23 protein-coding genes and 1 other RNA gene are annotated in these 26,930 nt (G+C 60.7%); 13 read left to right on the top strand and 11 right to left on the bottom strand.

Going from position 1 to position 26,930, the window contains the following annotated elements; translation table 11 throughout:
- The first annotated feature begins 111 nt into the window (after nucleotides 1–111).
- Nucleotides 112–348 (top strand): DUF2164 domain-containing protein, encoded by a 237-nt coding sequence (locus tag O3W47_RS12190; protein WP_127757252.1) that lies wholly within the window; start codon nucleotides 112–114, stop codon nucleotides 346–348.
- Between the two features lies 1 nt (nucleotide 349).
- On the opposite strand, the gene pncA is transcribed toward O3W47_RS12190, so the two are convergent.
- Nucleotides 350–976 carry a bifunctional nicotinamidase/pyrazinamidase gene (gene pncA / locus O3W47_RS12185; RefSeq protein ID WP_137452980.1) on the bottom strand — a complete coding sequence of 209 codons (627 nt, stop codon included), beginning with the start codon at nucleotides 974–976 and terminating at the stop codon, nucleotides 350–352.
- A 457-nt stretch (nucleotides 977–1,433) separates the two neighbouring features.
- Between pncA and O3W47_RS12180 the strand changes: the two genes are divergently transcribed.
- Nucleotides 1,434–2,720 carry a DUF2778 domain-containing protein gene (locus O3W47_RS12180; protein WP_269313844.1) on the top strand — a complete coding sequence of 429 codons (1,287 nt, stop codon included), beginning with the start codon at nucleotides 1,434–1,436 and terminating at the stop codon, nucleotides 2,718–2,720.
- Between the two features lie 30 nt (nucleotides 2,721–2,750).
- Here O3W47_RS12180 and O3W47_RS12175 read toward each other — a convergent pair whose 3' ends face one another.
- The 5 genes from O3W47_RS12175 to O3W47_RS12155 form a co-directional block, all read right to left on the bottom strand.
- Entirely contained in the window at nucleotides 2,751–3,176 is a 426-nt protein-coding gene (locus tag O3W47_RS12175; RefSeq protein WP_020812062.1) for a DMT family transporter, read from the bottom strand.
- A complete protein-coding gene (locus tag O3W47_RS12170) occupies nucleotides 3,173–3,655 on the bottom strand; it encodes a DMT family transporter (protein ID WP_269313843.1) in 483 nt (160 codons plus the stop codon). The genes O3W47_RS12175 and O3W47_RS12170 overlap by 4 nt, the downstream gene beginning before the upstream one ends.
- Nucleotides 3,656–3,926: 271 nt before the next feature.
- Nucleotides 3,927–4,739, bottom strand: coding sequence for a glycosyltransferase family 25 protein (locus O3W47_RS12165; protein ID WP_269313842.1), 813 nt, complete (start codon nucleotides 4,737–4,739; stop codon nucleotides 3,927–3,929).
- Nucleotides 4,740–4,841: 102 nt separating this feature from the next.
- On the bottom strand, nucleotides 4,842–7,316 hold the full coding sequence (locus O3W47_RS12160) for an ATP-dependent helicase (RefSeq protein WP_269313841.1): 2,475 nt from the start codon (nucleotides 7,314–7,316) through the stop codon (nucleotides 4,842–4,844).
- Between the two features lie 101 nt (nucleotides 7,317–7,417).
- Entirely contained in the window at nucleotides 7,418–7,828 is a 411-nt protein-coding gene (locus O3W47_RS12155) for a carboxymuconolactone decarboxylase family protein (RefSeq protein WP_065655832.1), read from the bottom strand.
- A gap of 239 nt (nucleotides 7,829–8,067) precedes the next feature.
- Between O3W47_RS12155 and O3W47_RS12150 the strand changes: the two genes are divergently transcribed.
- The 4 genes from O3W47_RS12150 (at nucleotide 8,068) to O3W47_RS12135 (ending at nucleotide 17,746) form a co-directional block, all read left to right on the top strand.
- Nucleotides 8,068–9,234 carry an efflux RND transporter periplasmic adaptor subunit gene (locus tag O3W47_RS12150; protein WP_269313840.1) on the top strand — a complete coding sequence of 389 codons (1,167 nt, stop codon included), beginning with the start codon at nucleotides 8,068–8,070 and terminating at the stop codon, nucleotides 9,232–9,234.
- The gene (locus O3W47_RS12145; RefSeq protein ID WP_269313839.1) at nucleotides 9,231–12,380 is read left to right on the top strand and encodes an efflux RND transporter permease subunit; all 3,150 of its coding nucleotides are present in this window, start codon (nucleotides 9,231–9,233) and stop codon (nucleotides 12,378–12,380) included. The genes O3W47_RS12150 and O3W47_RS12145 overlap by 4 nt, the downstream gene beginning before the upstream one ends.
- Nucleotides 12,381–12,513: 133 nt before the next feature.
- The gene (locus tag O3W47_RS12140; protein ID WP_269313838.1) at nucleotides 12,514–13,926 is read left to right on the top strand and encodes an FAD-binding oxidoreductase; all 1,413 of its coding nucleotides are present in this window, start codon (nucleotides 12,514–12,516) and stop codon (nucleotides 13,924–13,926) included.
- Nucleotides 13,927–14,017: 91 nt separating this feature from the next.
- Nucleotides 14,018–17,746: an AsmA family protein gene (locus O3W47_RS12135; protein ID WP_269313837.1), complete on the top strand. Its 3,729-nt coding sequence runs from the start codon at nucleotides 14,018–14,020 to the stop codon at nucleotides 17,744–17,746.
- A gap of 284 nt (nucleotides 17,747–18,030) precedes the next feature.
- Here O3W47_RS12135 and O3W47_RS12130 read toward each other — a convergent pair whose 3' ends face one another.
- From O3W47_RS12130 to ssrA, 5 genes are all read right to left on the bottom strand, one after another.
- Nucleotides 18,031–18,357 (bottom strand): hypothetical protein, encoded by a 327-nt coding sequence (locus O3W47_RS12130; RefSeq protein ID WP_269313836.1) that lies wholly within the window; start codon nucleotides 18,355–18,357, stop codon nucleotides 18,031–18,033.
- Between the two features lie 234 nt (nucleotides 18,358–18,591).
- Entirely contained in the window at nucleotides 18,592–18,801 is a 210-nt protein-coding gene (locus O3W47_RS12125) for a ribbon-helix-helix domain-containing protein (protein ID WP_003522362.1), read from the bottom strand.
- A 113-nt stretch (nucleotides 18,802–18,914) separates the two neighbouring features.
- Complete coding sequence (locus O3W47_RS12120; protein ID WP_127757243.1) at nucleotides 18,915–19,118, bottom strand: DUF4169 family protein; 204 nt, start codon at nucleotides 19,116–19,118, stop codon at nucleotides 18,915–18,917.
- A gap of 44 nt (nucleotides 19,119–19,162) precedes the next feature.
- Complete coding sequence (locus tag O3W47_RS12115; RefSeq protein ID WP_127757242.1) at nucleotides 19,163–19,675, bottom strand: SspB family protein; 513 nt, start codon at nucleotides 19,673–19,675, stop codon at nucleotides 19,163–19,165.
- Nucleotides 19,676–19,904: 229 nt separating this feature from the next.
- Nucleotides 19,905–20,279, bottom strand: a transfer-messenger RNA (tmRNA) gene (gene ssrA, locus O3W47_RS12110).
- Nucleotides 20,280–20,421: 142 nt separating this feature from the next.
- Here ssrA and O3W47_RS12105 point away from each other — a divergent pair.
- The 7 genes from O3W47_RS12105 (at nucleotide 20,422) to O3W47_RS12075 (ending at nucleotide 26,911) form a co-directional block, all read left to right on the top strand.
- Entirely contained in the window at nucleotides 20,422–20,730 is a 309-nt protein-coding gene (locus O3W47_RS12105; protein ID WP_003522365.1) for a DUF2853 family protein, read from the top strand.
- Nucleotides 20,731–20,829: 99 nt separating this feature from the next.
- On the top strand, nucleotides 20,830–21,624 hold the full coding sequence (locus O3W47_RS12100; RefSeq protein WP_059756713.1) for a thymidylate synthase: 795 nt from the start codon (nucleotides 20,830–20,832) through the stop codon (nucleotides 21,622–21,624).
- On the top strand, nucleotides 21,621–22,148 hold the full coding sequence (locus tag O3W47_RS12095) for a dihydrofolate reductase (RefSeq protein ID WP_127757240.1): 528 nt from the start codon (nucleotides 21,621–21,623) through the stop codon (nucleotides 22,146–22,148). The genes O3W47_RS12100 and O3W47_RS12095 overlap by 4 nt, the downstream gene beginning before the upstream one ends.
- Before the next feature lie 143 nt (nucleotides 22,149–22,291).
- The gene (hflK, locus tag O3W47_RS12090; protein ID WP_269313835.1) at nucleotides 22,292–23,410 is read left to right on the top strand and encodes an FtsH protease activity modulator HflK; all 1,119 of its coding nucleotides are present in this window, start codon (nucleotides 22,292–22,294) and stop codon (nucleotides 23,408–23,410) included.
- A gap of 1 nt (nucleotide 23,411) precedes the next feature.
- Complete coding sequence (gene hflC, locus O3W47_RS12085; RefSeq protein WP_020812048.1) at nucleotides 23,412–24,335, top strand: protease modulator HflC; 924 nt, start codon at nucleotides 23,412–23,414, stop codon at nucleotides 24,333–24,335.
- 191 nt (nucleotides 24,336–24,526) lie between these two features.
- Entirely contained in the window at nucleotides 24,527–26,071 is a 1,545-nt protein-coding gene (locus O3W47_RS12080; protein WP_269313834.1) for a Do family serine endopeptidase, read from the top strand.
- Between the two features lie 90 nt (nucleotides 26,072–26,161).
- Entirely contained in the window at nucleotides 26,162–26,911 is a 750-nt protein-coding gene (locus O3W47_RS12075) for an SDR family oxidoreductase (RefSeq protein ID WP_174023725.1), read from the top strand.
- Nucleotides 26,912–26,930: the final 19 nt, after the last annotated feature.

Here is a 26,930-nt window from a genome sequence, read left to right as displayed (position 1 = left end):
ATTGATTCCCTTGAACCTTCCGTTACGGTAACGCCCCATATGGCCGGAGCCGGGCGGATGGTTTCACCGCCTTCCTCCCGTACCCCTCAACAGTCAGACGATGGAAGATCGATGCTGGAAAAGCAGGAAAAGGCCGCCCTGGCCGCACGTATCCGGGACTATCTTGCCCGGGAGACCGAAACCGAAATCGGCCTTCTGCAGGCGGAGATCTTCGTGGATTTTCTGGCCGAGGAGCTGGGGCATGTTTTTTATAATGAGGGGCTCAGGGATGCACATGCCGCGATCCTGAGACGCCTTGAGGATGCGGCAGGCGATATCGACGTGCTGGAGAAGCCGAAGCCGCGCTAAACTAGTCCCGCAATATGTCGCGGCTTTTGAGAATGGCCGCGCCTTTTTCCCGCATCGTCGAAATCGCGGCCTTGATGCCCTGCGGATCGATGCCGCGGCTGGCATCTTCGATGAAACGGACATTCACACCGGGCAGCATGTCGAGGGCATCGAGCACCGAAAAACTGACGCAATAATCGGTGGCAAGGCCGCAGACGTCGAGTTGCGTGACACCCTGACGGCTCAGATAGTCGGCCAGTCCCGTCGTCGCGCCCTGGTCATTGTCGCGAAAGGCGGAATAGCTGTCGACGGCGGGGTTTTCGCCCTTCTGCTGAATATAATCGAAGGCGTCCGTCTTGAGGTCGGGATGGAATTCCGCATCCGGCGTGCCCTGCACGCAATGATCCGGCCACATCATCTGCGGTTTGCCGGAGAGTTCGCCCATGTCGAAGGGCTTCTTGCCGGGATGCTGGGAGGCGAAGCTGCCGTGATTTTCCGGGTGCCAGTCCTGCGAGGCGACGATGAGATCGTAGCCTCCATTGTCGATCAGGGCATTGGCGACGGGCACGACCCTGTCGCCATCGGCAACGGCCAGATTGCCGCCCGGGCAAAAACCGTTCTGGATATCGATGAGCAGCAGCGCCTTCATGATGTGCCTCCCTTTTCAGGGCAGGATGCCAAGCCGGCTTTAACGGATCAAGCCCCTTTCGACCTCTCCGGCAGGCACGGATGTTTCGGGCAGGGGGCTTGCCCTGTCGCAGTCCTGCCGCATTTGCAGCAAATTTCCGGCCAAGTCGGAATTTACCTGACAATGCGGCGACGGAAATTTTTAGGCCGATGACGACCCTCTAAGGGGCATTTCCCCGGACGACGCAGTGCGGATGCACGCAGTCTCGGCGCAAGTCATTGTTTTGCCTTCGCCTTACAATGCGCAGACCTTAACGAATTATTTTTGCAGGGACTCGTAAACACTTTGGTTACCATAATTCGTCATGCTTCGAACCAGTCAGTTCCGAAACCGGCGTGGTGTTTGCCAGCCCTTCGGATGTCCCAAAATCCCTCCGGCGTCGGCCGGGTGTGCGTGAACGGTTCGAGTAACGAGTATCATGGCGTTTTCTGCTGCGGCCTATAATGGCGCCGGTCTTGCCGGTTCGTCTCGCCTCAAGAGAGGCAAATCCTTTGCGTTCGGCCGAATGTCCGCCCTCCTTGGCGGCGGCGCCTTTGCCGGCCTTTTCGCCTTCGCCGCCTTTGCCTCGCTGCACAGCATGGCCGCCGCTTCGCATGGTGTCGGGCAGTTTGAAAAGACGCTGGTGACGCGATTCGCTTCCACTGAGACGGCAATTGCCCACGCGGCCGCGCGGGACATTCACGTGCGCAAGTTTTCCCGCCTGAGCGACCATAGCCATGGCCAGCAGAAGGCGGTTCGGCTCGCCGGCATCATGCCCGAGATCGGTGCGAAGGAATTCGGCGAGCGCTTCGGCGCGGCTGCCAATGCCAAGGGGCAGGCGACAGTGAAGCAGCTTGCCGCCCTCAAGCCGTCGGCGATCGTCGATTCGGCGCTGGGTCGCACCTCCGAGGTTGCCTATCAGAGCGCCGTTCCGCAGCATCCGGCATTTGAAGTGGCGCTGGCGCGGCCGCAGATCGAGGAAGAGGCAAGCAGCCTGCTGCCCGATGATGTGCCGCTTCCGAGCTTCCGTCCCGAGGTTGCAACGGCTCAGACGGTCGAGCCGTCACCGCGTCCCGCGACATCGTCCAAGACCGAGGACCATGTTCCGGCCGTCGCTTCGGCGCCGGCTTTCGATGCGCCGGTTCCCCTTCGCGCCCCTGCGCCGCCGAAGCAGAGCACCGGCGCCATGCTCGCCTTTGCAAAGCCTGACAATCCGATGCGCGAGCCGAGCAAGATGGATGCGGTTCCGTGGCCGGATCGCGGCAATGGCACGGCGATCTACGATATTTCCTCCGGCGTGGTACACATGCCGAATGGCGAGAAGCTCGAAGCGCATTCCGGCATCGGTAAGATGCGCGACAATCCCGATTACGTGCATGTGAGAATGCGCGGTTCGACGCCGCCTTCCAGCTATCGTCTGACGATGCGCGAGGCGCGGTTCCACGGCGTCGAGGCCATTCGCCTGACGCCGGAAAACGGCGTCAACCCGCATGGTCGAGACGGTCTTCTGGCGCATACCTACATGCTGGCGAAACGCGGCGAATCGAATGGCTGCGTGGTGTTCCGCGATTACCCGCGCTTCCTTGCGGCCTTCAAGCGCGGCGAAGTCAAGCGCATGGTGGTGGTGCCGAAGTTGAACGGCAACCGGCCGACACTTGCGAGCAGCGGCGGTAAAAGCGGCGGCAAGACCCTGCTCGGCATGTTTTTGCGCGGCAGCGATTCCTGAGCTTTCCGCATTTTCCTGACTGGAAATGCTCTAGCGACCGCGCCGCTGTGTCAGCACCATGCCGGCGAAGATGAGCAGGATGCCGAGTGCGCTCGCCCAGAGTTTCGGCGGATGATCGCCGAAAAGATCGAGAACCACGCCTGAGACCATCTGGCCGCTGATGACCAGAAGGGCGGTATTGACCGCACCGATGCGCGGGATGAGCCAGCTTCCCGAAGCGATGAAGACGACGCCGATCGGCCCGCCGATAAAGGCAAGCCAGGGCGCATCGGCCGCGCCCGGCGGAATGAGGCCGCCGACGATGAGGCCGATGACCGTCAACACGGCAAAACCGACAATGTGGTTCCAGAACGATGCGATGAGCGGCGAGTTGGACAGGCTGAGGCGGCCGTTGATCTGGCGGCTCAGCGCCACGAAGACGCCGCCGGTAAAGGCCATGGCGATCCAGACGATCATGCCGTTCTCCCGACAAGGATGATGAGTGCGCTGCCGCACAGGATCAGCGCCACAGCCGCCATGTCCCGCAGGTCCGGCTTTCTTCTGGGCAGGCCGAAGAGGCCGAAAATATCCGCCAGGAGGCTGAAGATCACCTGTCCGCCAAGCCCGAGCGCAATGGTGCCGGAAAGCGCCAGCGGCGAAATGACGGCGGTGGAGGTGAGGATGACGATGGCGGCACCCACGACCCCGCCGCAATAGGCCCAGAGCGGCGCTTTCGGTTTTTCTGCCGCGCCCACGTCTTTCTTCGGACGCATGATGGCGAGATAGATCAGCGCCGCCACCGTGCCGGTGCCATGCGCCGTCCAGGAGGAAAACAGCGCATTGCCATAATGGGCAAGCTGACCGTTGAAATGCACCATCAATGTCAAAAGGCAGCCGCTGGCGAAGGCGGCGGCAAGATGCAGCGGGTTGAGGCGTGGATGCGTCGTGTCTGTCATGGCGGGCCGGAAAGCTGAAGATGGAGACGAGCTTTAGCCCATATGTGCCTGAAGCGGAATCGAATTGCGCCGGCTCACGGTTTTAGACGACATTATCCTGTGCGTTGCGGAACAAGCGATGCGGCCACGCATTATTCCACCATGAAGAAAACGACGCGCAAACCATTGAACCGGATGACGATTTTCGTCATTTCGATTTTCATTCTCGCAGCCGTGATCGCGGCCGTCTATCTCGTCGGCTTCACACCTGGCGAAGTATAAGACGGATCGATCAATGACCGGCCGGGGCGGTCTTGCCTTTGCCGCGCTCCATCGCAACGCACATTTTGGCGACGGCGAAGCGAATGCCGCGCAGCAGGAACCGGCTGGTTTCCAGATAGGCGCGATAGGGCAGAACGGTGAAATAGCGCCAGCGCGGCAGGCGGTAGATGCGCAGATTGTTCTGGATCTGGCTTTCCCCATCCGCATCCTGCGTGGCGCAGAGCGGGTAGAGGAAGGCCGCCTTCAGCCCCGCGAGATATTCCAGATCGAATGCGATGTCATAAGCGAGCCGCATGGGGATGAGCTTCGATATCCATTTTCCGGCGCGGCGGTTGACGAGATAGGCTCCCGAGCCTTTTTCCCGCGTGAGCGCGATGGCAAGCGAGCGGCCATTGGAAAGCGGGCGGAACGGAAATTTCCGGCCATTGCTGACGGTCGTGAGCCGCAGCAAATCCCAGTCGCCGCCATTCAGCACCGCCTCGTCTATGGCGTTGAGAAAATCATCGTCGAAGACCACGTCATCCTCGAGGATGAGCGCGATATCGGCATCGCCCGCCATGAATTTATTGGCGCAGGCGACATGGCTGAGATAGCAACCGATTTCCGGCGGCGAGGTGCGGCGGCCATGCATGAGCATGTAGGAAATCTCGCTAAATTCCGGGATGGGGTAATTCAGTTCCCTGCCATTGACGCCGGGGACACGCTCCGCCTTGAGCCCCATGGCGTCGAGGCGCGCGGTCATATCCGCGAGGCGTTTGGTGGCGCTGTCCATATTGATCAGGAAAACGGCGAGCCTGCGCTGGCTTTTCGGTAATATATACAAAGCTGTCCTCGCCGGTTCCACTTCCCCATTGCAACTCCTTTATTGCAACGGCATGACGCAGGCTATGGAAAAAGCAGCCTTCAGGCACTCACGGTTGTCGAATCAGACCTTTTCCACAAATCCGTCCAGCACGCGCTTCTGGCCGGCGCGATCGAAGTCGATCGTCAGCTTGTTTCCTTCGATGGCGGAAATGTTGCCATTGCCGAATTTGAGGTGGAAGACGCGGTCGCCGACGAAAAATTTCGATGGCGTGTTGGCGACGGATTTCGCCACCAGTTCACCATCGATAGTACGGGTGCGCGGGCCGCTTTCGCCATAACCGATCCGTTCCACCGCATGGCCCGAGCGGGTGCCCCAATTGTCACGGGTGGCGTCGCTGCGGTTCTGCTGCGCACGCTTCCAGCCGGGGGTGGAATAGTTGTTTGTGAAAGGATCGGCCTTGTCGAAACGCGACTGGCCGTAGCCGCCGCGGCCGCCATAACCGCCGTAACTGCTGTCGGATGCCGCGACATCCACATGGGCGGGCGGCAATTCATCGAGGAAACGCGAGGGCAGGGTGGATTGCCACAGCCCGTGAATGCGCCGGTTCGACACGAACCAGATATGGCAGAGCTTCTTGGCGCGGGTGATGCCCACATAGGCAAGACGGCGTTCTTCCTCCAGACCGGAGCGCCCGCCTTCGTCCAGCGCCCGCTGGTGCGGGAACAGGCCTTCTTCCCAGCCGGGCAGGAAGACGGTGTCGAATTCCAGACCCTTGGCGGAATGCAGCGTCATGATGGAGACGGCATCGAGATTTTCGTTCTGCTCGGCATCCATGACGAGAGCTACGTGCTCGAGGAAGCCGCGCATGCTCTCGAAGGCCTCCATCGAGCGGATGAGTTCCTTCAGGTTTTCCAGTCGTCCGGGCGCTTCGGCCGTCTTGTCGGCCTGCCACATGGCGGTATAGCCGCTTTCGTCGAGAATCTGTTCGGCAAGCGTGGTGTGCTCGGTGTTTTCCAGGAGGCCCTGCCAGCGGCGGAAATCCTGCACCACGTCGAACAGCGCCTTGCGCGCTTTCGGTTTCAGCTCGTCGGTTTCGATAATGTCGGCCGCTGCCGCCAGCATCGGAATATCGCGGGCGCGGGCATAGTCATGCAGGTTGCGGATCGTCGTATCACCAAGGCCGCGCTTGGGTGTATTGACGATGCGCTCGAAGGCGAGATCGTCGGCCGGCTGGCAGACCAGCCGGAAATAGGCCATGGCATCGCGGATTTCGAGGCGCTCATAAAAACGCGGACCGCCGATGACGCGGTAATTGAGGCCAAGCGTGACGAAACGGTCTTCGAATTCGCGCATCTGGAAGGAGGCGCGGACGAGAATGGCCATGTCGTTCAGATTATGGTTCTTGCGCTGGAGCTGTTCGATTTCCTCGCCGACCGCGCGGGCTTCCTCCTCGGAATCCCAGGCGGCATGCACCACGACCTTTTCATCATCCGGGCTGCTGCGTTCGGTGAAGAGCGTCTTGCCGAGACGGCCCTCATTATGGGCGATGAGATGCCCGGCCGCGCCGAGAATATGCTCGGTGGAGCGGTAGTTACGTTCGAGCTTGATGACCTTGGCGCCCGGAAAATCCTTGTCGAAGCGGAGGATATTGTCCACTTCCGCGCCGCGCCAGCCATAGATCGACTGATCATCGTCGCCAACGCAACAGACATTCTGCGGTTCGCCCCTGGCGCGCTGGGCGAGAAGCCTCAGCCACATATATTGCGCCGTATTGGTGTCCTGATATTCGTCCACCAGAATGTAACGGAACTTCTGGTGATACTCTTTCAGAATATCCGTATGGCGGCGGAAGATGCTGATCGGGTGCATCAGAAGGTCGCCGAAATCGCAGGCGTTCAGCGTTTTTAGCCGGTTCTGATAGGCGGTGTAAAGTTCGCGGCCCTTGCCGTTGGCGAAGGCGCGGCTGTCGCCCTCGGGAATGTCCGGCGGCGTCAGGCCCTTGTTCTTCCATCCGTCGATCATGCCGGCGAACTGCTTTGCCGGCCAGCGCTTGTCGTCCAGCCCTTCGGCCTGAATGAGCTGCTTGATCAGCCGCACCACGTCATCCGTATCGAGAATGGTGAAGTCCGATTTCAGGCCGACGAGTTCGGCATGGCGGCGCAAAAGCTTGACGCCGATGGAGTGGAAGGTGCCGAGCCAGGGCATGCCCTCGACAGCGCCGCCGACGAGAACGCCGATACGTTCCTTCATCTCGCGGGCAGCCTTGTTGGTAAAGGTCACGGCAAGAATCTGGCTCGGATAGGCGCGGCCGGTGGCCAGAATATGGGCGATGCGGGTCGTCAGAACGCGGGTCTTGCCGGTGCCGGCGCCGGCAAGGACGAGAACGGGGCCGTCCAGCGTTTCCACGGCATCGCGCTGTTCCGGGTTGAGGCCGGAAAGATAGTCGGGCGCAGCACGCGTCTGATCGCGCGCCGCCATGGCGCGGGCGGCAATGCCAAGCCCGCCGCCGCTTTCCGCACCGGCATTGTTCGTTGCCCTGCGCGGTGCGGCGGGTTCCTCATCGAAGAACGGCATATCGTCAAAACTGTTGCTCATGCGGCCCAATGTAGTGATTCGGGGTATAAAGGCCAGAACCGTGTTCTGCTTTTATTCCGGTATCAACCGTCAAAACGCCCATTCCAAGGCATTTTTTCGTTTCATGTCTGCCTGTCGGCGTCGAAAGCGGCGTCAACGGGCACTTGCAGCGCCACCGCAAGCTGGTTGGTCTTGGCGGCAAGCGCGATGACGCGCAGCAAATCGGCATGTTGTTCGGTGGTCATGCCTTTGGCTTTGGCGGCTGCCGTGTGGGAATGGGCGCAATAGGAGCAGCCATTGGTGACGGAAACGGCGATATAGAGCATTTCCTTCACCACGGGATCGAGCGCGGAAGGCGTCGCCATCACCGCCTTGACCTCGCCCCAGGTCTTTTCAAGCAGATCGGCATCGAAAGCGAGGTAGAGCCACATATTGTTGATGAAATCCGATTTGCGGGTGGCGCGGATGTCATCGAACACCGCCTTGACGCGCGGGTCGGTTTCCGGGTTTTCGGTCTTCGTCACGGTGCTCATCGCTTCCTCCGGTTATGACGTCTTAGGGGCAGATTAGCCCAATGGCGGATACTTGCGACAGGAATGCGCGGCCCGGATTGCCGTTTGGCTGCGCCGGGCGGCATTTGCGCCCAAATTACAATTACGTAAGGAACGGATTTGTGCGTTGCCTTGCCTTGGCCAAGCAGGAATACTGCATCTGTCCCGGAACGTGCGTTTTCGGGAATGCTTTGTGCTGCGCGGATCAACCGGAGAAATATATGCGGGTCTGGAAACAGGTGGGTGTCAGTGTAGCCGTGGTGGGAGCGGGGCTCTGTCTCTGGGGCTTCTATTCGCCGGAAGCCCGCAATGTGTTCGCCGCGATAGGGCTTGGCAAAACGCCTGCCGGGGCGATTGAAGTCGCCGCATCCGGCGGCCCGGCAACCGGTGCGTCCACAGGCCAGAATGCCGGCGGTGCGCGCCGCAACGGCAACGCCACACTGGTGGTGACGGCCCCGGTGAAGAAAGGCACGGTCAATGACCGGCTGAACGCCATCGGCAATGGCGAGGCGATCCAGTCGGTTGTCGTCATGCCACAGGCCTCCGGCACGCTTTCCGAAATTCGCACGTCGTCCGGCGCTCGTGTCGTGAAAGGCCAGGTGCTGGCGCGGCTCGACGATGAAGAGCAGGTGATCGAGCGCGACAAGGCGCAGGTGGCGCTGCGCAGCGCCGTTGAAAAATCCAATTCCTACAAGAACCTGAAATCTGTTTCCCGCCTCGATGTGCTGGATGCGCAGATCGCCGAGGAAGCCGCCAAGCTGGCGCTGAGCACTGCCGAACTCAATCTGAAACGCCGCGACATCGTTGCGCCGATAGAGGGTGTGGCGGGTATCGTCGCCGCCAATATCGGCGATAACGTCACCACGCAGTCAACCATCGTCAGCATCGACGACCGTTCGGAAATTCTCGTCAATTTCTGGGCTCCCGAGCGGTTCGCAACCGCGATCAAGGTCGGCATGCCGGTGGAGGCGACGTCGATTTCCCGACCGGGCGAGACTTTCAAGGGTGAGATCGAGGCCGTCGACAACCGCGTCGATGAGGCGAGCCGCACGATCCGCATCCGGGCGAAGTTCGGCAATGAGAAGGACGAGCTGAGGGCCGGCATGTCCTTCGGTGTCACCATGCGCTTTGCCGGAGAAACCTATGCCTCGGTCGATCCGCTGGCCGTGCAGTGGGATGCGGAAGGCTCCTATGTCTGGCGTGTGACCGACAATAAATCGAATAAGGTGCGTGTGCAGATCGTGCAGCGCAATCCCGATGCCGTTCTCGTCAAGGCGGAGCTGGCGGATGGCGAGCCTGTCGTGATCGAGGGGCTTCAGCGCGTGCGCGAAGGCGGCGCGGTCCGCGTCGGTAGCCAGCCGAAGCCCGAGGAGGTTGCCAGCCAATGACGACGCAGCCGCCCTCGGTTAAGGATTCCAAACTCGCATTTACGGCATTGTTCGTGCGCCGGCCGATTCTGGCGGCGGTTCTCAATACGCTGCTGGTCGTTGCCGGCCTTGCGGCGCTGGTGGGTGTCGAAGTGCGCGAACTGCCTGACGTCGACCGGCCGACGATCAGCGTCAGGACCACCTATGAGGGGGCCGCACCCGAAACCATCGATCAGGAAGTGACGCAGACCATCGAAGGTGCGGTGGCGCGTGTCAGCGGCGTCAAGTCCATTTCGTCCAACTCGCAGTTCGGCACCAGCCGCGTGACGCTGGAATTCGGCGACAATGTCGATCTCGCCGTCGCCGCCAATGACGTGCGCGACGCCATCGGCCGCGTCACCAACCAGTTGCCTGACGATGCCGACGAGCCGCAGATCATCAAGGCGGATTCCGACAGCCAGCCGATCATGCGCCTTGCCGTCACCTCCTCCACGCTCAGCATGGAAGACCTGACCAAGCTGGTGGATGACGAGATCATCGACCGTCTGGCCGCCGTCGATGGCGTGGCCGATGTGGAGCTTTACGGCGATCAGGAAAAGGTTTTCCGGGTCGATCTCAATCAGGCCGCATTGGCGAGCCGCGGTCTGACCGTGACCGACGTTTCCAATGCGCTTGCCAGCGCTGCGCTTGATGTGCCGGCGGGATCGCTGAAAAGCACGACGCAGGATATCGTCGTGCGCGCCACGGCCAGCCTGACGAAGCCCGAGGATTTTTCCAACCTTCTCATCAAGAACAATATCCGCCTCAGGGACGTCGCGACCGTCATGCTGGGGGCGGACGACGAATCCACCTCGCTGCGCTCCAATGGCGTGCAGGGCGTCGGTCTTGGTGTCATCCGTCAGGCGCAGTCCAACACGCTCAGCATCTCGACCGGCGTGAAGGCCGCCGTCGACGCCATGTCGGCCAATCTGCCCGAGGGCACGCGCATCGTCGTGACCAGTGACGATGCCGTCTTCATCGAAGGCGCGCTGCACGAGGTCGAACTGGCGCTCGGTCTCTCGGCGATCATCGTCGTCGTCGTGCTCTATCTCTTCCTGCGCGACTGGCGCGCCACCCTCATTCCGGCAATTACCATGCCGGTGGCGCTGATCGGCACCATTGTCGCCATCTATATGGTCGGCTTCTCGGTCAATATCCTGACGCTGCTTGCCATCGTTCTGGCGACCGGCCTCGTGGTCGATGACGCCATCGTGGTGCTGGAAAATATCGTTCGCCGCCGGGCGGAAGGCATGGGGCCACGGGCCGCTGCCGTTCTCGGCACGCAGGAAGTCTTCTTCGCAGTCATCGCGACGACGGCGACGCTTGCCGCCGTGTTCATTCCGCTCTCCTTCCTGCCGGGCCAGCTTGGCGGTCTGTTCCGCGAATTCGGTTTCGTGCTGGCCTTCGCGGTGGGCTTGTCCTCCATCGTGGCGCTGACGCTCTGCCCGATGCTCGCCTCGCGTATACTGAAGGAGGGGCTGAAGGAGCCAACGGGGCCGCTCGCATGGTTCGGCAATGTCTTTGCCTCCACCTACAAAACGACACTTTCCGTCTGCCTCAACAATCCGCTGATCGTCATCGTCGTGGCGCTGATCTTTTCCGGCCTGTCGTGGATCGCCTTCGGCATGATCCAGAACGAGTTGACGCCGCGTGAGGACCGCGCCTCGATCATGATGCGGGTCACCGCGCCGCAGGGCGTCAGCCTCGAATATACCCGCGACCAGTTGCAGCGGATCGAAGAAAACCTGCAGCCGCTGCGCGACAGCGGTGAAATCCGCAATATCTATTCCATCACCGGCATGAACGGCTCGTCCAATACCGGTTTCATGGTGCTGACGCTTGCGCCCTGGGCCGATCGTGAGAGGACGCAGAACCAGATCGCCGCCGATGTCACCTCCGCCGCCAACAGGGTGCCGGCGCTGCGCGGCAATGCAATGCAGCCGAACAGCCTCAGAATTCGCGGTGCCGGCAATGGATTGCAGATGGCGATGGTCGGCAGCAATTATGCGGCGCTGACCGAGGCGACGCAGAAATTGCTGCTTTCCATGGAGGAAAGCGGCCTGTTCGATACGCCGCGTTTCGACAATGAACCCAATCAGGCGCAAATCTCCGTCTCCATCGACCGCGAGCGTGCGTCGGATCTCGGCATCGATATCACTGGCCTGTCGCGCGCCATGCAGTCGCTGCTGGAAGGGCGCTCGATTGTCGACGTCTTCGTGGATGGCGATGCGATCCCGGTGCGGCTCCTGTCCTCCACCCGGCCGATCAATGATCCGACCGATCTGGAAAACGTCTTCCTGAAAACGGGTGACGGCAAGATCGTGCCGATGTCGGTGATTGCTACGCTGAAGGAAAATGCGGTTGCGCCGCAGCTCAACCGCGAGCAGCAGCTTCCCTCCGTCGGCTTTACCGCCAACCTTAAGGACGGCGTTTCGCTGGGCGAGGCGCTGCAAAAGGTGAATGAGCTCTCGCAATCCGTCATGCCGCCAGGCGCCCGTCTCCTGCCGCTCGGCGAAGCGGCGACGCTGGAGGAAAATTCGAGCGGCATGTTGCTGACCTTCGGTTTTGCCATCGCCATCATCTTCCTCGTGCTGGCTGCGCAGTTCGAAAGCGTCTTGAGTTCGGTCATCATCATGACGACGGTGCCGCTCGGCCTTGCCTGCGCGGTCATCGCGCTGTTGGTCACTGGGTCCAGCCTCAACGTCTATAGCCAGATCGGGCTCGTACTCCTCGTCGGGGTGATGGCGAAAAACGGTATTCTCATCGTGGAATTCGCCAATCATCTGCGCGATCAGGGCGCAACCGTGCGGGAAGCCATTGAAAAGGCCACCAGCATTCGTCTGCGCCCTGTCATGATGACGATGATTGCGACCATTCTCGGCGGTGTTCCGCTGGTGCTGGCGCAGGGTGCTGGCGCGGAAGCGCGCATCGCGCTCGGCTGGGTCATCGTCGGCGGCCTCGGTTTTGCGACGCTGGTGACGCTTTACATCACGCCGGTCTCCTACCTGCTGATCGCCCGCTTCGCGAAACCGCAGGCGGATGAGGAAATCCGTCTTCACCGCGAGCTTGAACTTGCCGCCCGCCGCAAGGCGCTGGAAGAGGACAAGCCGCTGCTGGCGGCGGAATAAAAACGGTTGCCGCGAAACAGTGTTTGGTGCAATCGCGATGCTGGACAAAGCGTTAACCTTATCCCATACCACCTGACGGAATTTCGTAACGGATCAGATCCTTTACGGGCAGATGTTGCGGTGGAGACGGACGATGGCGCTGAAAGATGTGGTGGCGGGAAAGCGGAACGAAGAGGGCATCGCGTCGGCACTCGCGGTGCTGAAGCAGCAGCTCGGCGACAGGCTCCAGACCGGACAGGCGTTCCGCGAACAGCATGGCCACACCACCACTTATCTGACGCTGCAGGCGCCTGACGGCGTCGTTTTTGCCGAGAGCGCCGATGATGTGAAGGCGGTGGTAAAGGTCTGCGCGCAATATAAGGTGCCGGTCATTCCCTTCGGAACGGGGTCTTCGCTGGAAGGGCAGGTGAATGCGCCGAACGGCGGAATCTGCATCGATTTCAGCCGGATGAATCGCATCATTGAGGTGAATGCCGAAGATCTTGACGTGACGGTGGAGCCGGGGGTGACGCGCGAGGACCTTAATGTCTATCTGCGCGATACCGGCCTGTTTTTCCCCATCGATCCCGGCGCCAATGCCTCCATCGGCGGCATGGCCTCGACGCGGGCCTCCGGCACCAATGCCGTGCGTTACGGCACGATGAAGGACAATGTGCTGGCCGTTACCGCCGTTGTTGCCAATGGCGAGGAAATCCGCACCGCGCGGCGCGCCCGCAAATCATCTGCGGGTTACGATCTGACACGGCTTTTCGTCGGTGCTGAAGGCACGCTCGGTGTCATCACTTCCGTGACCTTGCGGCTTCAGGGTATTCCGGAAAAAATCGCCGGCGGGGTCTGCACTTTCGACAGCATCAAGGCGGCCTGCGATGCCGTCATCATGACGATCCAGATGGGGGTTCCGGTCGCCCGCATCGAATTGCTGGACGAAGTGCAGGTGCGGGCCTGCAACGCCTATTCCGGCCTGAACTATGCGGAGAAGCCGACACTTTTCGTGGAATTCCACGGCACCGAGGAAACGGCGGCGCTGCAATCGCAGCAGTTCGCCGAAATCGCGGCCGAATGCGGCAGCGTCGACTTCCGCTGGACAGGCGATGCGGCCGAGCGCAACAGGCTATGGAAAGCGCGGCACGACGCCTATTGGGCCTCGCGGGCGCTTGCCCCCCATCTCGACGGGCTTTCCACCGATGTCTGCGTGCCGATTTCGCGTCTTGCCGACTGCGTTGTGGAAACGCAGCGGGATATCGAGGAGAATGGCTTTCTCGCGCCGATCGTCGGCCATGCGGGCGACGGGAACTTCCACGTCCTTATTCTGTTCGATGGCAAGGACGCGGAAAGTGTGGCGAAAACCGAAGCCTTCGTCGCCCGTCTCAACCGCCGCGCCATCGCCATGGACGGCACCTGCACCGGCGAACACGGCATCGGACAGGGCAAGATGAGTTTCCTCGCCGAAGAGGCCGGCAATGCACTGGATCTGATGCGCGCCATCAAAACGTCGCTCGATCCCGATAACATCTTCAATCCGGGCAAGTTGTTCCGGCTTGTCTGATCATTCTCACAATTGATTGGTACAAAAGGCTGCTTGCCGTTAAGGCAGAAAAGAATAGGTTTGCAGCGTTCGCGAAGGGAGATGCAGGTCAGTGCTCGGACGTATTCTGGTTTTTCTGGGCGGACTGCTGGCCGTGGTGCTGTTTTCGGCGCTGCTTATTCCCTATTTCGTCGACTGGACGGATTTCCGCCGCGATTTCGAGGATCAGGCGAGCCGTATTCTCGGCAAGAAGGTGGTGGTGCATGGCCGTGTCGAGGCCCGTATCCTGCCTTTCCCGTCGGTGACATTGCATGATGTGCGGGCCGGAACGGATGCGGATGGATCGCCGCTCATTCAGGTTGCGCGTTTCTCCATGGATGCCGAGCTTGCGCCTTTCCTCTCCGGCGAGGCGCGCATTTTCGACATGCGCATCGAGGAACCCAAGGCCAGGATAAGGCTGCTGAAGGACGGCACGCTGGACTGGATGCGCGGCAGCCGGGCGGAAATTCCCGCCCGCACCGTGGTTCTGGAAAGCGTACAGATCGAAGGCGGGCAAATCGAATTCATCGACGAGCAATCCGGCCGCAACCGTGTCGTGACCGGCCTCAATGCCGACATGTCCGCCAATTCGCTGGCCGGGCCGTGGAAGGCGGAGGGACGCGCCGCCGTCGATGGCCATCCGGGCTCCTTCTCGCTCTCCAGCAGCGAGCCGGATTATGCCGCCGGCCGCATGGGGCTCAGGGTGCGGGTGGTGCCGGATGAACATCCGGTCGAGGTCGATCTCGATGGGGCGATTGCTGCAACAGCGGGCAAGCCTGCCTATAGCGGTTCTTTCGCTTTCAGTTTCCGCGAAGACGAAAAGCAGAAGCAGCAGGCCGGACAATCGCTGTTTTCCTCGCCGCGCACCCGCGGCAGCTTTGAACTCACCAATGAGAGCGTGCGTATCCCGAGCTACCGAATGGAGCTCGGCGGCAGTGAAAATCCCTATGTCGTGACCGGGGAAGCGACGCTCGATACCGGCGCCAAGCCGGAATTCCTGCTGACGGCCGATGGCCAGCAGATCGATGTCGCCCGCTTTGCGCCGCCCGTCGTGCAGGCGGGCAAGACCTCGCGCCAGCCCACCGCCTCGGTTCGCCAGCGTATCGAGGCTTTTGCGGCCATGGTGGCCCGCATTCCGGTGCCGCCGGTGCCGGGCAAGGCCAGCATCAGCCTTCCGGCGCTCGTTTCCGATGACACGACCATTCGCGATATCAGGCTGGATGTGCGCCCTGAAGGCAGCGGCTGGCAGGTGGTGAATGCCGTGGCGACCCTGCCGGGCAGGACGCAGCTCGAAGCCAAGGGATCGTTGACGCTTCTCGGCGGCCCTGCTTTCAACGGCAATCTGCTTCTCGCCTCAAACCAGCCTTCGGGTCTGGCGAACTGGCTTTCCGGTTCCGTCGATCCGGCGATCCGCCAGCTCAATGCTGCCGGTTTTTCTGCCGATGTCTCGCTGACGACGCTCAACCAGCGTTTCGACAATCTGGAGCTTGCAGTTGGCGATGCGTCGCTGAAGGGTGAGCTGGAGCGACGTTCCGACGGCAAGACCTCCAATCTTTCCATCGATCTTGCCGGCAACGAAATCGATCTCGATGCGCTGAAGGCGCTCGGCAGTCTGGCGCTTGGCGATCAGGTCGGCAGTTCCGTGCTCGACCACCGCATTACCGCAAAATTCAAGGCCGACCGGTTCAACATGGCCGGTGTGACCGCCAATCACGTCGAGACCGCCTTCACCATGGCGGGCGGCGTTCTCTCGCTGGAGAACATGACGGCCGGAGACATCGCCGGTGCGGAAGTCAGGGCAAGGGGTGAGCTGCAGGGTTCGCTGCTGAAATATGCGGGCAAGGGCACGGTGAACCTGCATGCGGCGGATATGCAGCCGTTCTTCACCATGCTGCAGCAGAAATTGCCGAACCATCCATTCCTCAGCCGTCTGGCGGCGAGCGCTCCGTGGTACGCCAATTCCGATCTTTCAATGGATGTTTCGGTCAATAGCGAAAATGGCGGCGCCAATGTCGCCGTTTCCGGCACCGTCAATGGCAGCCGGCTGTCGGCCGTGGCCAAGATGCCGGATTTCCTGTCGATCACCGATGATACCGCCATGTCGCTGGAAGCGGTTCTGAAAAACCAGTCGACGGCCATCCTGTTCGGGCAGGCGGGGCTCGATCCACTGCCCTTCGATGCGGATGGCGAGGGGCTTTTGTCCATCAAGCTCAACGGCACGCTCGGCTCGCCCGCCCAGACCGAACTGCGTTTCTCGACGGAGCGCACGCATTTTTCGATGAACGGTTCCTTTGCCGTTTCGTCGGCCAATTTCGGTGAGGGCAGCGCCGACGTGGCGCTCGAAAGCGCCGACATCGAGCCCTATCTCATCATGAACGCCGTCGGTCTGCCGCAGCTTGGCGGCGGCATGGCGTTGAAGGCCAATGCGAAAGTGGCAGTGGATGGGCAAAAGATCGCGCTTTCCTCGATAGGCGGGCAGGCGGGCGGAAATCCGTTCTCGGGAAACCTGACCTTCCAGCGCGCCGCGCCCTATCCCGTCACCGGCGATCTTACTGTCAGAACGGCCGATCTCGCCTGGCTGGGTGACGCGATCTATGGGCCGGTGATCGATCCGGAAACCGGGGCGCTCAATGCCAAGCCGCTGGCCATGGCCGCGTTCCCGCAGCTCAAGGCTTCGCTTGCCTTGAAAGCGGAAAGCTTCGAGGCCGGGCCCTTCGGCACGGTCACGGGTGTTTCGGCCAAGGTCACGCATGATGCGGGCAGTCTCTCGCTCGATGATGTTGCCGGCACCTTCATGGGCGGCAAACTCACGGGACGGCTCGCAATGTCGACGGGCGAGGGGGCGGGCATTTTCCGCACCAAGATCGCGGTGACCGATGCCAATCCGGAGCCGATCCTGTGGGCGAATGCCAACGGGCCGGTCGCGGCAGGCCGGGTCGCCATCGACCTGACGGCCGAATCGACCGGCAAGAGCGTCGGTGAAATGCTGAAATCGGCAGGCGGTTCGGGTGAAATCCGGGTCGGTGGGCTGGTGCTGAAGGGGCTAAATCCCGGTGCCCTGCCGCCGATCCTGCAGGCGGCCGATGGCTTGCAGCAACCGATCGACGCGCCCAAGGTGCGGCCGCTGGTGGACCAGAGCCTGTGGCAGGGTGAAATCGGCCTCGGCGATGTGGCCTTGCCATTCTCGCTGAATGGCGGCGCGCTTCATTTCAAGAATCTGCGGGCGGGGATCGATCCGGTAACGCTGACGGCCGATGCGACGGTCGATCTTGCGGCTTCGACGGTGAATGGCGACCTCGATCTCCTGTTCAATCCCGGCACCGAAACGGTCGCGGGAGCTGAGCCTTCGGTACGCCTGAATTATAACGGCCCGCTTGCCGCGCCGGCTTTGACGACCGACGTTTCGGCGCTCAGCAATTACCTGTCGCTTCGTGCTTTCGAAAAGGAGCGCCGCCGGGTGGAGGCCATGCAGGCCAGCGTTCTCGAAAAGCAGCGACTGCGCCGGGAAGTGGCGCTTTATCGCTCTCAGGCGGCCGAGCGGCAGGCCGAGAAGGAACGGGCGGAGGCGGAAGCCAAGGCCAAGGCGGAAGAAGAGGCGCGTTTGAAGGCCGCAGCCGAAGAACGTCTGCGTCAGGAAAAGGAACAGCAGGAGCGGTTGCAACAGCAACAACAGCAGCAACAGCAACAGCAACAGGGGCAACAGCCGATGCCCGAGCGGCAATCCGCGCCTGTTCTGGTGGTGCCTCCGACGGAAAACGCCATCCGGCAACTGGCGCCGGAAAACGCTCCCGCCACGCCGTAAGCTTGCGTGGCAGGGAGGCCGATTTCCCTTTAAGCTAGTTGACGGACGGCGCGGGGCTTCCCTCCGTATGCCGCATCATGCTCTGGCCTGTTTGTTGATGCGTTTAGATTTTTGGCGCAGTTCCGAGGACGTCGAACGAATATGGGTTCTTCACCGGTGACTTTAAGGGCGCCGGACAGCAATGGCTTGACCTAGCGATAAGGCCAAATCTCGCAAAAGATTTGCGGTCTTCCGAGGCGAGCATTTTGCGCTGGCCATCAATCGCTTTGACGGAAAGATAACTGTCAAACCCAGGTTTCGCGTTCGCCGAATGGTGTGTCGGCGTCGAAATTTTTGGTGCCGATCCTGGCGCTTTCACCGGAAAGGCCGGGCTTTTCCGCATTCTCGCTCGAGGATGCCGATTTTTCGGCGCTGTTTTCGAGCGCCTCGAGCTGAGCCTTGAGGGACGCGATTGCGCTCTTCAGCTCTTCCTGTGCTTTCGCTTCCGTGGTTTGGGCAAGCTCCGACTGCTTTTCGGCAATCTGTGCTTTCAGTTCGGAGACGTTTGAAGACGATGTGGATGAAGAAGAAAGCAGGGAAACGGCGCTCGTTCCCGAAACGGCAGAAACCATGGTCGCCTCGTGGCGGATATGTGGAATGGAAGGATATGAAACAAAATCTGGAAGCAAGGCTACGCAATACGGGGATGCCTTGGAGCGCAGATTATGCCGCTAATGTTTAATGAATACTTTCACGGCGTTACGAGTTTTCGGCGGAATTTTTCGTAGTGGCTGGATGGGTAAAATCCGGCGGGCGAGATGCCCGCTCGTGGCAGCAGCCTCTTTGACAGGACAGGTTGCGGAAGGTCAGCGGGTTTTCAGCCAGTTCAGCACATAAACCCGCAGGGACGAGGACAGATTGCTGTCGGCGGAGCGGTTGTCGTCTATTTCGGCAAGCAGGGCCGCGAAACTGATCTTGCGTCTTTCCGCAATGGTTTTCAGCTCGTCCCAGAAGGCGTCCTCTAGTGAAATGCTGGTGCGGTGGCCGTGCAGCGTCGCGGAGTGCTTGCGGATCATCAGATCGGTCTCCGGTGAAACCGGTTGGAGGTCTGAATCATGTCTCCCCGGCAAGTCCCTGTTTTGCGATTCTTTTCCGATAGTCCCGAAATCCGCGGCGGTCGGCCTGCCTGTCAGTCTTTGCCGGTCCCGTCATCGTTTTTTTCGAGCCGCCCCTGGTCGAGCGCCTTTCCGGCCTTTTCGTTCAGGGCCGAGGTGAGATTTTTTTCGGTCTTGGTGCGGCCGAAGGACAGGCGGTTCTGCTCCGCCTGCTTTTCTTTTTCGCTACGGGCTTTCTGTTTCCGAAACTGGCGCAGATTGACGATATCGGCCGCCATGGGGATTATGCTCCTCGGGTTTCGTAAGCTCGGCGTAAAAGCCGTTATTGCTTCTTGCGGAAGGCATCCAGCGAAACAACCGAGCCTTCCTTCTTTTCCTCGCCGGATTTGGGCGTCTCGGCAGCGGCAGCGGGCTTTGCCTCATGGGAAACGGGATAAGCGGTGATCTCCGCGTCTTCGATTTCTTCCTCTTCGGCCAGAGGCACGTCGAATTCGAGTTCGAAATTGACGGAAGGATCGTAGAAACCACGAATGGCGTTATAGGGAATAACCAGCTTTTCCGGCGTATCCGAGAAGGACAGGCCGATTTCGAAGCCGGTTTCGGTTACTTTCAGGTCCCAGAACTGATGCTGGATAACGATGGTCATCTGCTCGGCATATTTCGCCTTGAGGTGCTGGGAAATCCGCACGCCCGGCGCGCCGGTCAGGAAGGTGATGAAGAAGTGATGGTCGCCGGGCAGACGGCCGGTTGCTGCCACTTCACCCAAAACCTTACGAATAACGCCGCGAAGGGCATCCTGTGCGAGAATGTCGTAACGGATATGATCCTGCCCCATGCGGTCCTGTCTTTCCCTTATTCGAACGTCTTTTCATGCACGGCGCGGCTTGCGCGCCAAGGACGCTGTAACACTTTGAATCTTCGCGTAATCCTTGAGCCGGGATCATTTTCGATCCTGACGCTCACGCGTTGGCCAAGTATACGCAATGTCCTGAACGGCAGCAACGGAAAAGCCGATGCCGATTGCGAGTCAGCTATCATATAACCAATTCAGGCAAAATGGAGAAGGTGGAGGTTTCTGTTGCCAGGTACCTCCGAACCCCGCCTCACGGGGCTAACCGTGAGGACTTTAGAGCGGAATTCCCGCACCGCCATTAGGCAGCGAGAGCATATTCCTTAGCGTTGTTGTCGTTTGCAACTACACTTGTGACCCGATAACGGCGGTATCATGCCGAGCAAAAGTTCGATCTTTACGCCCTTGTCGATCCTATTTCGCCCCCATCAAAAGCCGGCCTTCTTTTCATGAAAGTCCGCCGGTTTTTGGTGGAGGCGCCGGGTACCGCCCCCGGGTCCAATAGGTTTATTACACCGACCGTTTATCGCCATAGCCGGGTTGCCCCGGCAAGGCTCATATAGGCGTTTCGACCGCCTGAGAAAAGGGGGGTGATGACAATTCCATGAAAAGGTTTCGTGATTGCGGCCCGCACTTTAGACAATTCTTGACGACGAGGGATTGCTGTCCCATTGTCCATGCAACCGGTCACCAGAAGCAACACCGGGCCGGGGACACACGAAGGAGTGGACATGACTGACTATCTCGCAGATGTGAAGAAATACGACGCAGCAGCCGACGAAGCCGTGGTCGGCAAGATCGTCAAGCATCTCGGCATCGCCCTGCGCAACCGGGATTCCTCGCTGGTGTCCGCTTCCGATCCGGAAGAGCTTGCACGTGTGAAGGCGAGCTGGTGCGGCAAGAAGCTCGGCGTGACCGACGGTACGGCCGATCAGGCAATCGATGCCGTTGCCAAGGCCATGGCGGCGGACCGCTCCAAATCGCGCGTGACCTTTTATTATCTGGTCGCCAAGGAACTCGGGAAACTGCAATCTCTCTGATTTTTCCTGAAAGGCGGGGATAAGCGTTTCCCCGGTGATTGGTTCTGCCGCCCTGTGCTATTATATTCCCTCGATATCAGGGAATCGGCGGCAGAACGCATGAAACAATATCTCGATCTTCTCCGGCATGTGATGGAAACCGGCTCCGACCGTGGAGACCGCACCGGCACGGGTACGCGCTCGGTATTCGGTTACCAGATGCGTTTCGATCTCTCCGAAGGCTTTCCGGTTCTCACCACCAAGAAGCTGCATCTGCGCTCCATCATCCACGAACTGCTATGGTTCCTGAAGGGCGATACCAATATCGCCTATCTCAAGGAAAACGGCGTTTCCATCTGGGACGAGTGGGCCGACGAGAACGGCGATCTCGGTCCGGTCTATGGTGCGCAGTGGCGCTCGTGGCCCGCACCGGACGGTCGCCATGTCGATCAGATCGCGCTTTTGATCGAGGGCCTGAAAACCAATCCGAACTCCCGCCGTCACATCGTTTCGGCCTGGAACCCGGCGCTGGTGGATGAAATGGCGCTGCCGCCCTGCCATTGCCTGTTCCAGTTCTATGTTTCCGATGGAAAGCTGTCCTGCCAGCTCTATCAGCGCTCGGCCGACATTTTCCTCGGCGTGCCGTTCAACATCGCGTCCTATGCGCTTCTGACGCTGATGGTGGCGCAGGTCACCGGCCTGAAGCCGGGCGACTTTGTCCATACGCTCGGCGATGCGCATATCTATGCCAACCATTTCGAACAGGCGAAGCTGCAGATGACGCGCACGCCCAAGGCCCTGCCGACGATGCGCCTCAATCCGGATGTGAAGGACCTTTTCGCCTTTAAGTTCGAAGACTTTACGCTGGAAAACTACGAGGCCGATTCAAGCATCAAGGCGCCGATCGCGGTATGAGCGAGCCGCGGGTCACCATCATCGTCGCGGTGTCCGAAAACGGCGTCATCGGCCGCGACCTCGACATGCCGTGGAAACTCTCCACCGACCTCAAGCGCTTCAAGGCGATGACGATGGGCAAGCCGCTCATCATGGGCCGCAAGACATTTTTATCCGTCGGCGAGCGTCCATTGCCGGGCCGCCCGCATATCATCGTCAGCCGCAATGCCGATTACCGGCCGCAAGGCGTGGATGTCGTCTCCTCGCTGGAGGAGGCTTTGAAGCTCGCCAGAAGCAAGGCTGCGGAGCTGGGTGTGGATGAGGTCTTCGTGGCGGGTGGCGGTGAGATTTACCGTCAGGCCATGCCCTTCGCCGATCAACTTTCCGTCACCCATGTCGCGGTAAAGCTCGATGGCGACACTTTTTTTCCGGAAATCGATCCTGCCGTTTTTGAGAAAATCGAGGAAATCCCCGCTCCCGCAGGGGAAAAGGACAATTATCCGGTTCTGTTTACCACTTATGTGCGAAGAGCCGCGTCAAAGTGAACTATTTACCCTGATTGGGTATTTAGTTACCACCTCTGCGTTGAAACGGACGCTTCTCCTTCCTATAACGGGTCGATATTCCCGCCGCACGCGAGCAATCGCTTTCGAACGGAACCGGGAGAGGCTTTTATAAAGAGGTATTGATGCCCTGGAGCAATCAGAATGGCGGCGGCGGCCCTTGGGGCGGCGGCGGTGGAGGAAACAACCAGGGCGGCGGTGGCGGCCCATGGGGGCAGGGGCCTAACCGGCCTCGCGGCGGTGGCGGCGGCAATGGCGGCCCGCCCGATCTGGAAGAGATCATCCGGCGCAGCCAGGACCGTTTTAAGAATGTGCTGCCCGGCGGCTTCAACGGCGGCGCGGTTGCCATCGTGGTTCTCGTCGTGCTGGTTTTCCTCGGCATCCAGTCCATCTATACCGTCCAGCCGGACGAGCGCGGCGTGGAGCTGCGTTTCGGCCGCCCGAAGGACGAAATCTCGATGCCCGGCCTGCATTTCCATCTGTGGCCAATCGAGACGGTTGAAATCGTCAAGGTCACCGAGCAGCAGCAGAATATCGGTTCGCGCGCCTCGTCGTCTTCGTCGAGCGGCGTGATGCTGACCGGCGACCAGAACATCGTCAACGTGCAGTTCTCGGTGCTCTATACGGTTTCGGATCCGAAATCCTATCTCTTCAACGTCGACAGCCCGGCCGAAACCCTGCAGCAGGTTTCCGAAAGCGCCATGCGCGAAGTCGTCGGCCGTCGTCCGGCACAGGACATTTTCCGCGATAACCGTCAGGCGATTGCGGCGGATGTGCGCACCATCATCCAGTCCACCATGGACGGTTATGGCGCCGGCATTTCCATCAATGCCGTGGCCATCGAAGATGCGGCGCCGCCGCGCGAAGTGGCCGATGCCTTCGACGAAGTGCAGCGTGCCGAACAGGACGAAGACCGCTTCGTTCAGGAAGCCAACCAGTACGCCAACCAGAAGCTCGGCGCCGCTCGCGGTCAGGCCGCGCAGATCCTCGAAGAAGCGAACGCCTACAAGTCGCGCGTCGTAAACGAGGCGCAGGGTGAGGCGCAGCGCTTCATCTCCATCTATGACCAGTATCGCACCGCGCCGGAAGTGACCCGCCAGCGCATGTTCCTGGAAACGATGGAGCAGGTCCTGAAGGGTTCCAACAAGATCATCATCGACGAGAAACAGGGCGTGGTGCCTTATCTGCCTCTGAACGAGATCATGCGCAACAATCCGGGCGCAGCACAGCAGGGAGGCAACTGATATGGGTAACCGTCTTTCTGCCATTCTCGTCGGTCTCGCCGTCGTGCTTTTCCTCGGTTACTCGTCGATCTTCGTCGTCAACGAGCGCCAGCAGGCCATCGTCGTCCGCTTCGGTGAAATCCAGGATGTGAAAACCGCGCCGGGCCTCTATTTCAAGCTGCCCTTCGCCTTCATGGATGCCGACCGGGTGCAATATATCGAGAACCGGGCGCTGCGCTTCGATCACGACAATATTCGTGTTCAGGTTTCCGGCGGCAAGTTCTACGAGGTCGATGCCTTCGTGGTCTATCGCATCACGGATGCGCGCCGCTTCCGGCAGACGGTCTCGGGTGACCAGATGTCGGCGGAGTCGCGCCTGCGTACCCGTCTCGACGCATCGCTGCGCCGGGTCTACGGTCTGCGCGGCTTCGAATCGGCGCTCTCGGATGCCCGTGCATCGATGATGCAGGAAGTGCGTGACGATCTGCGTCCCGATGCGGAATCGCTCGGCATCAGCATCGTCGATGTCCGCATCCGCCGTACTGACCTGACGCAGGAAGTCTCGCAGCAGACCTTCGAGCGCATGAAGTCGGAACGTCTGGCCGAGGCCGAACTGATCCGCGCCCGCGGTAACGAAGAGGCGCAGCGCCGCCGCGCCATCGCCGACCGTCAGGTCGTCGAACTGGAATCCGACGCCCGCCGTCAGTCCGAAGTGCTGCGCGGTGAAGGCGATGCGGAGCGCAACAAGGTGTTCGGCGAGGCTTTCCAGCGCGATCCGAACTTCTTCGAGTTCTATCGCTCCATGTCGGCCTATGCCAATGCGCTGAACGGCAACGGCACGACGCTGGTTCTGTCTCCGGACTCGACCTTCTTCCGTTATTTCAACAATATCGACGGTGCGGCTCCTGCCGCTCCGGCTGCCCCTGCGCCAGCGCCGGCGAATTGATAGCGGATAAAATGATTTTGGAGGGGCCGGTTTTACCGGCCCTTTCTTTTGGTCCGTTTTCGTGCCAATGCTGTGGCTAAGGGCAAGGCGTCCCCCGCCTGTTCACGAAAAGGTATTTTTACACTTCATCATTCCGCCTTATGCTTTGCCGATATATGCAGGGCAAGACTATTTGAAACGCGAGGACGCTTATGGCCGTGACCCTTCTTTCGCCTTTTCGCAGCAGCATCGCCGCAGTCGCGGGCATCGCGCTTGTGGCAGGTAGCCTGACGGCGCCGGTTGCTGCGAGAGCGCAGAGCCATGGGCCGGAATCGGTGGCCGATCTTGCCGAGCCGCTTCTCGATGCGGTGGTGAATATTTCCACGTCGCAGAACGTCAAGACCGAGGGCAAGGGCCCGGTTCCGCCGCGTCTGCCGGAGGGCTCGCCCTTTCAGGAATTCTTCAAGGATTATTTCGACAGCCAGAAGCCCGAGGGCGGCGAAAAGGTGAGTTCGCTGGGCTCGGGTTTCGTCATCGATCCGGCCGGCTACGTTGTCACCAACAACCACGTCATCGAGGGCGCCGACGCCATCGAGGTGATTTTCCCGAATGGCTCGAAGCTCAAGGCGACGCTGGTCGGCACGGATACCAAGACCGACCTTTCGGTGTTGAAGGTGGAGCCGAAAACGCCGCTGAAGGCCGTCAAGTTCGGCGATTCGCGCAGCATGCGCATCGGCGACTGGGTGATGGCCATCGGCAACCCCTTCGGGCTTGGCGGCTCGCTGACAGTCGGCGTCATTTCCGCGCGCGGGCGTAACATCAATGCCGGTCCCTATGACAATTTCATCCAGACGGATGCGGCCATCAACAAGGGCAATTCCGGCGGTCCGCTCTTCAACATGAAGGGTGAGGTGATCGGCATCAATACGGCGATCATTTCCCCGAGCGGCGGTTCGATTGGCATCGGTTTCGCCGTGCCGACGGAACTGGCCCAGAATATCGTCCAGCAGCTCATCGAGTTCGGCGAGACGCGCCGCGGCTGGCTCGGCGTTCGTGTTCAGCCCGTCACCGACGATGTGGCGGCAAGCCTCGGCATGGACAGCGCAAAAGGTGCGCTCATCTCCGGCGTCGCCAAGGGCGGACCGGTGGAGAACGGCCCGATCCAGGCCGGCGATGTCGTGCTGAAATTCGACGGCAAGGATATTCATGAAATGCGCGACCTCTTGCGGATCGTGGCGGAAAGCCCGGTCGGCAAGGAGGTCGATGTGGTGATCCTGCGTGACGGCAAGGAGGAAACCGTCAAGGTCAAGCTTGGGCAATTGCAGGATACGACCGACGAAAAGGCCTCGGCCGAAGATCAGCAGAACGAAGATGGCGATGGCGGTGTGGTTGCACCGGAAGATGATGGCGGCGCCGACGATCAGGCGCAGGACCAGACGCCGGAAGTGCGCGAGGCGCCGCAGAGCGTGCTCGGCATGAATCTCGTGTGGCTGAGCAACGAGTTGCGCACCGAAAAGGGCATTGCCGAAAGCGTCGAAGGCGTGCTGGTCGCGAGCGTCGATCCGGGTTCGCCCGCCGAGCAGAAGGGCATGAAGGCCGGCGATATCATCGTCGAGGTCGGGCAGGACTTCATGGAAGTTCCGGGCGACGTGCTGGTGCGCGTCAACGGCCTGAAATCCGAAGGCCGCAAGAATGCGCATATGATGGTGGCCGATGCGCAGGGCAATCTGCGCGTCGTGGCGCTGCCGCTGGAATAAGGCGCTTTCCGCCCGGCCGGGCAGGAATCGGGTGGTTGTGATCCCGGCTGCTCTCTAATTCTTGGTCTCCATCGAACGGAGGCCAAGGACATGAAATTACTCGAAAACAAGGTTGCCATCATCACCGGCGCGTCATCCGGCATCGGCCGGGCGACGGCGATGCTGTTTGCCGCCGAAGGTGCGGCCGTTGTCATCAATGCGCGCGGCGAAAAGGCCCTGCATGAGGTTGCCGCAGACATTCGTGAGGCTGGCGGCCGTGTCCACACGGTTGCTGGCGATGCCGGTGTTGCCGAAACCCATTCCCGGTTAGCGGATGAGGCCATAAGCGTCTTCGGTGGCCTCGATATCGCCGTCAACAATGCCGGTGCGGTGGGAGCCATGAAGCCGCTGGCGGAGATTTCGCCAGCGGAATGGGATCATGCGCTCAACGTCAATCTCACCTCCGCCTTTCTGGGGGCGCGTTACCAAATAACGCCGATGTTGATGCGGGGTGGCGGCTCCATCGTCTTTACCTCGAGCTTTGTCGGCACCAGTGCCGGCATACCGGGCATGGCGGCTTATGGCGCGGCCAAGGCGGGGTTGATGGGGCTGGTGAAAGGCATCACCGCCGATTATGCCGTGAAGGGCATTCGCGCCAATGCGCTGCTGCCCGGCGGGGTCGATACACCTGCCGCAGGAGACGACGCGCAGAAGGAATGGGCCGCCGGCCTGCACGCGATGAAACGTATCGCTGAGCCGCCGGAAATTGCGCGGGCAGCGCTTTTCCTCGCGAGCCCCATGGCGAGCTTCGTCGCCGGTGCCGCTCTGTTCGCCGATGGCGGCAATGCCGCGGTGAAATGACCTTGGGAACTGGCGGGCA

The sequence above is a fragment of the Agrobacterium sp. LMR679 genome (assembly GCF_027157905.1).
Lineage (GTDB): Bacteria > Pseudomonadota > Alphaproteobacteria > Rhizobiales > Rhizobiaceae > Agrobacterium > Agrobacterium leguminum.
The sequence above is the reverse complement of the archived record's forward strand: the minus strand, read 5'-3'. Positions and strand labels throughout refer to the sequence as shown.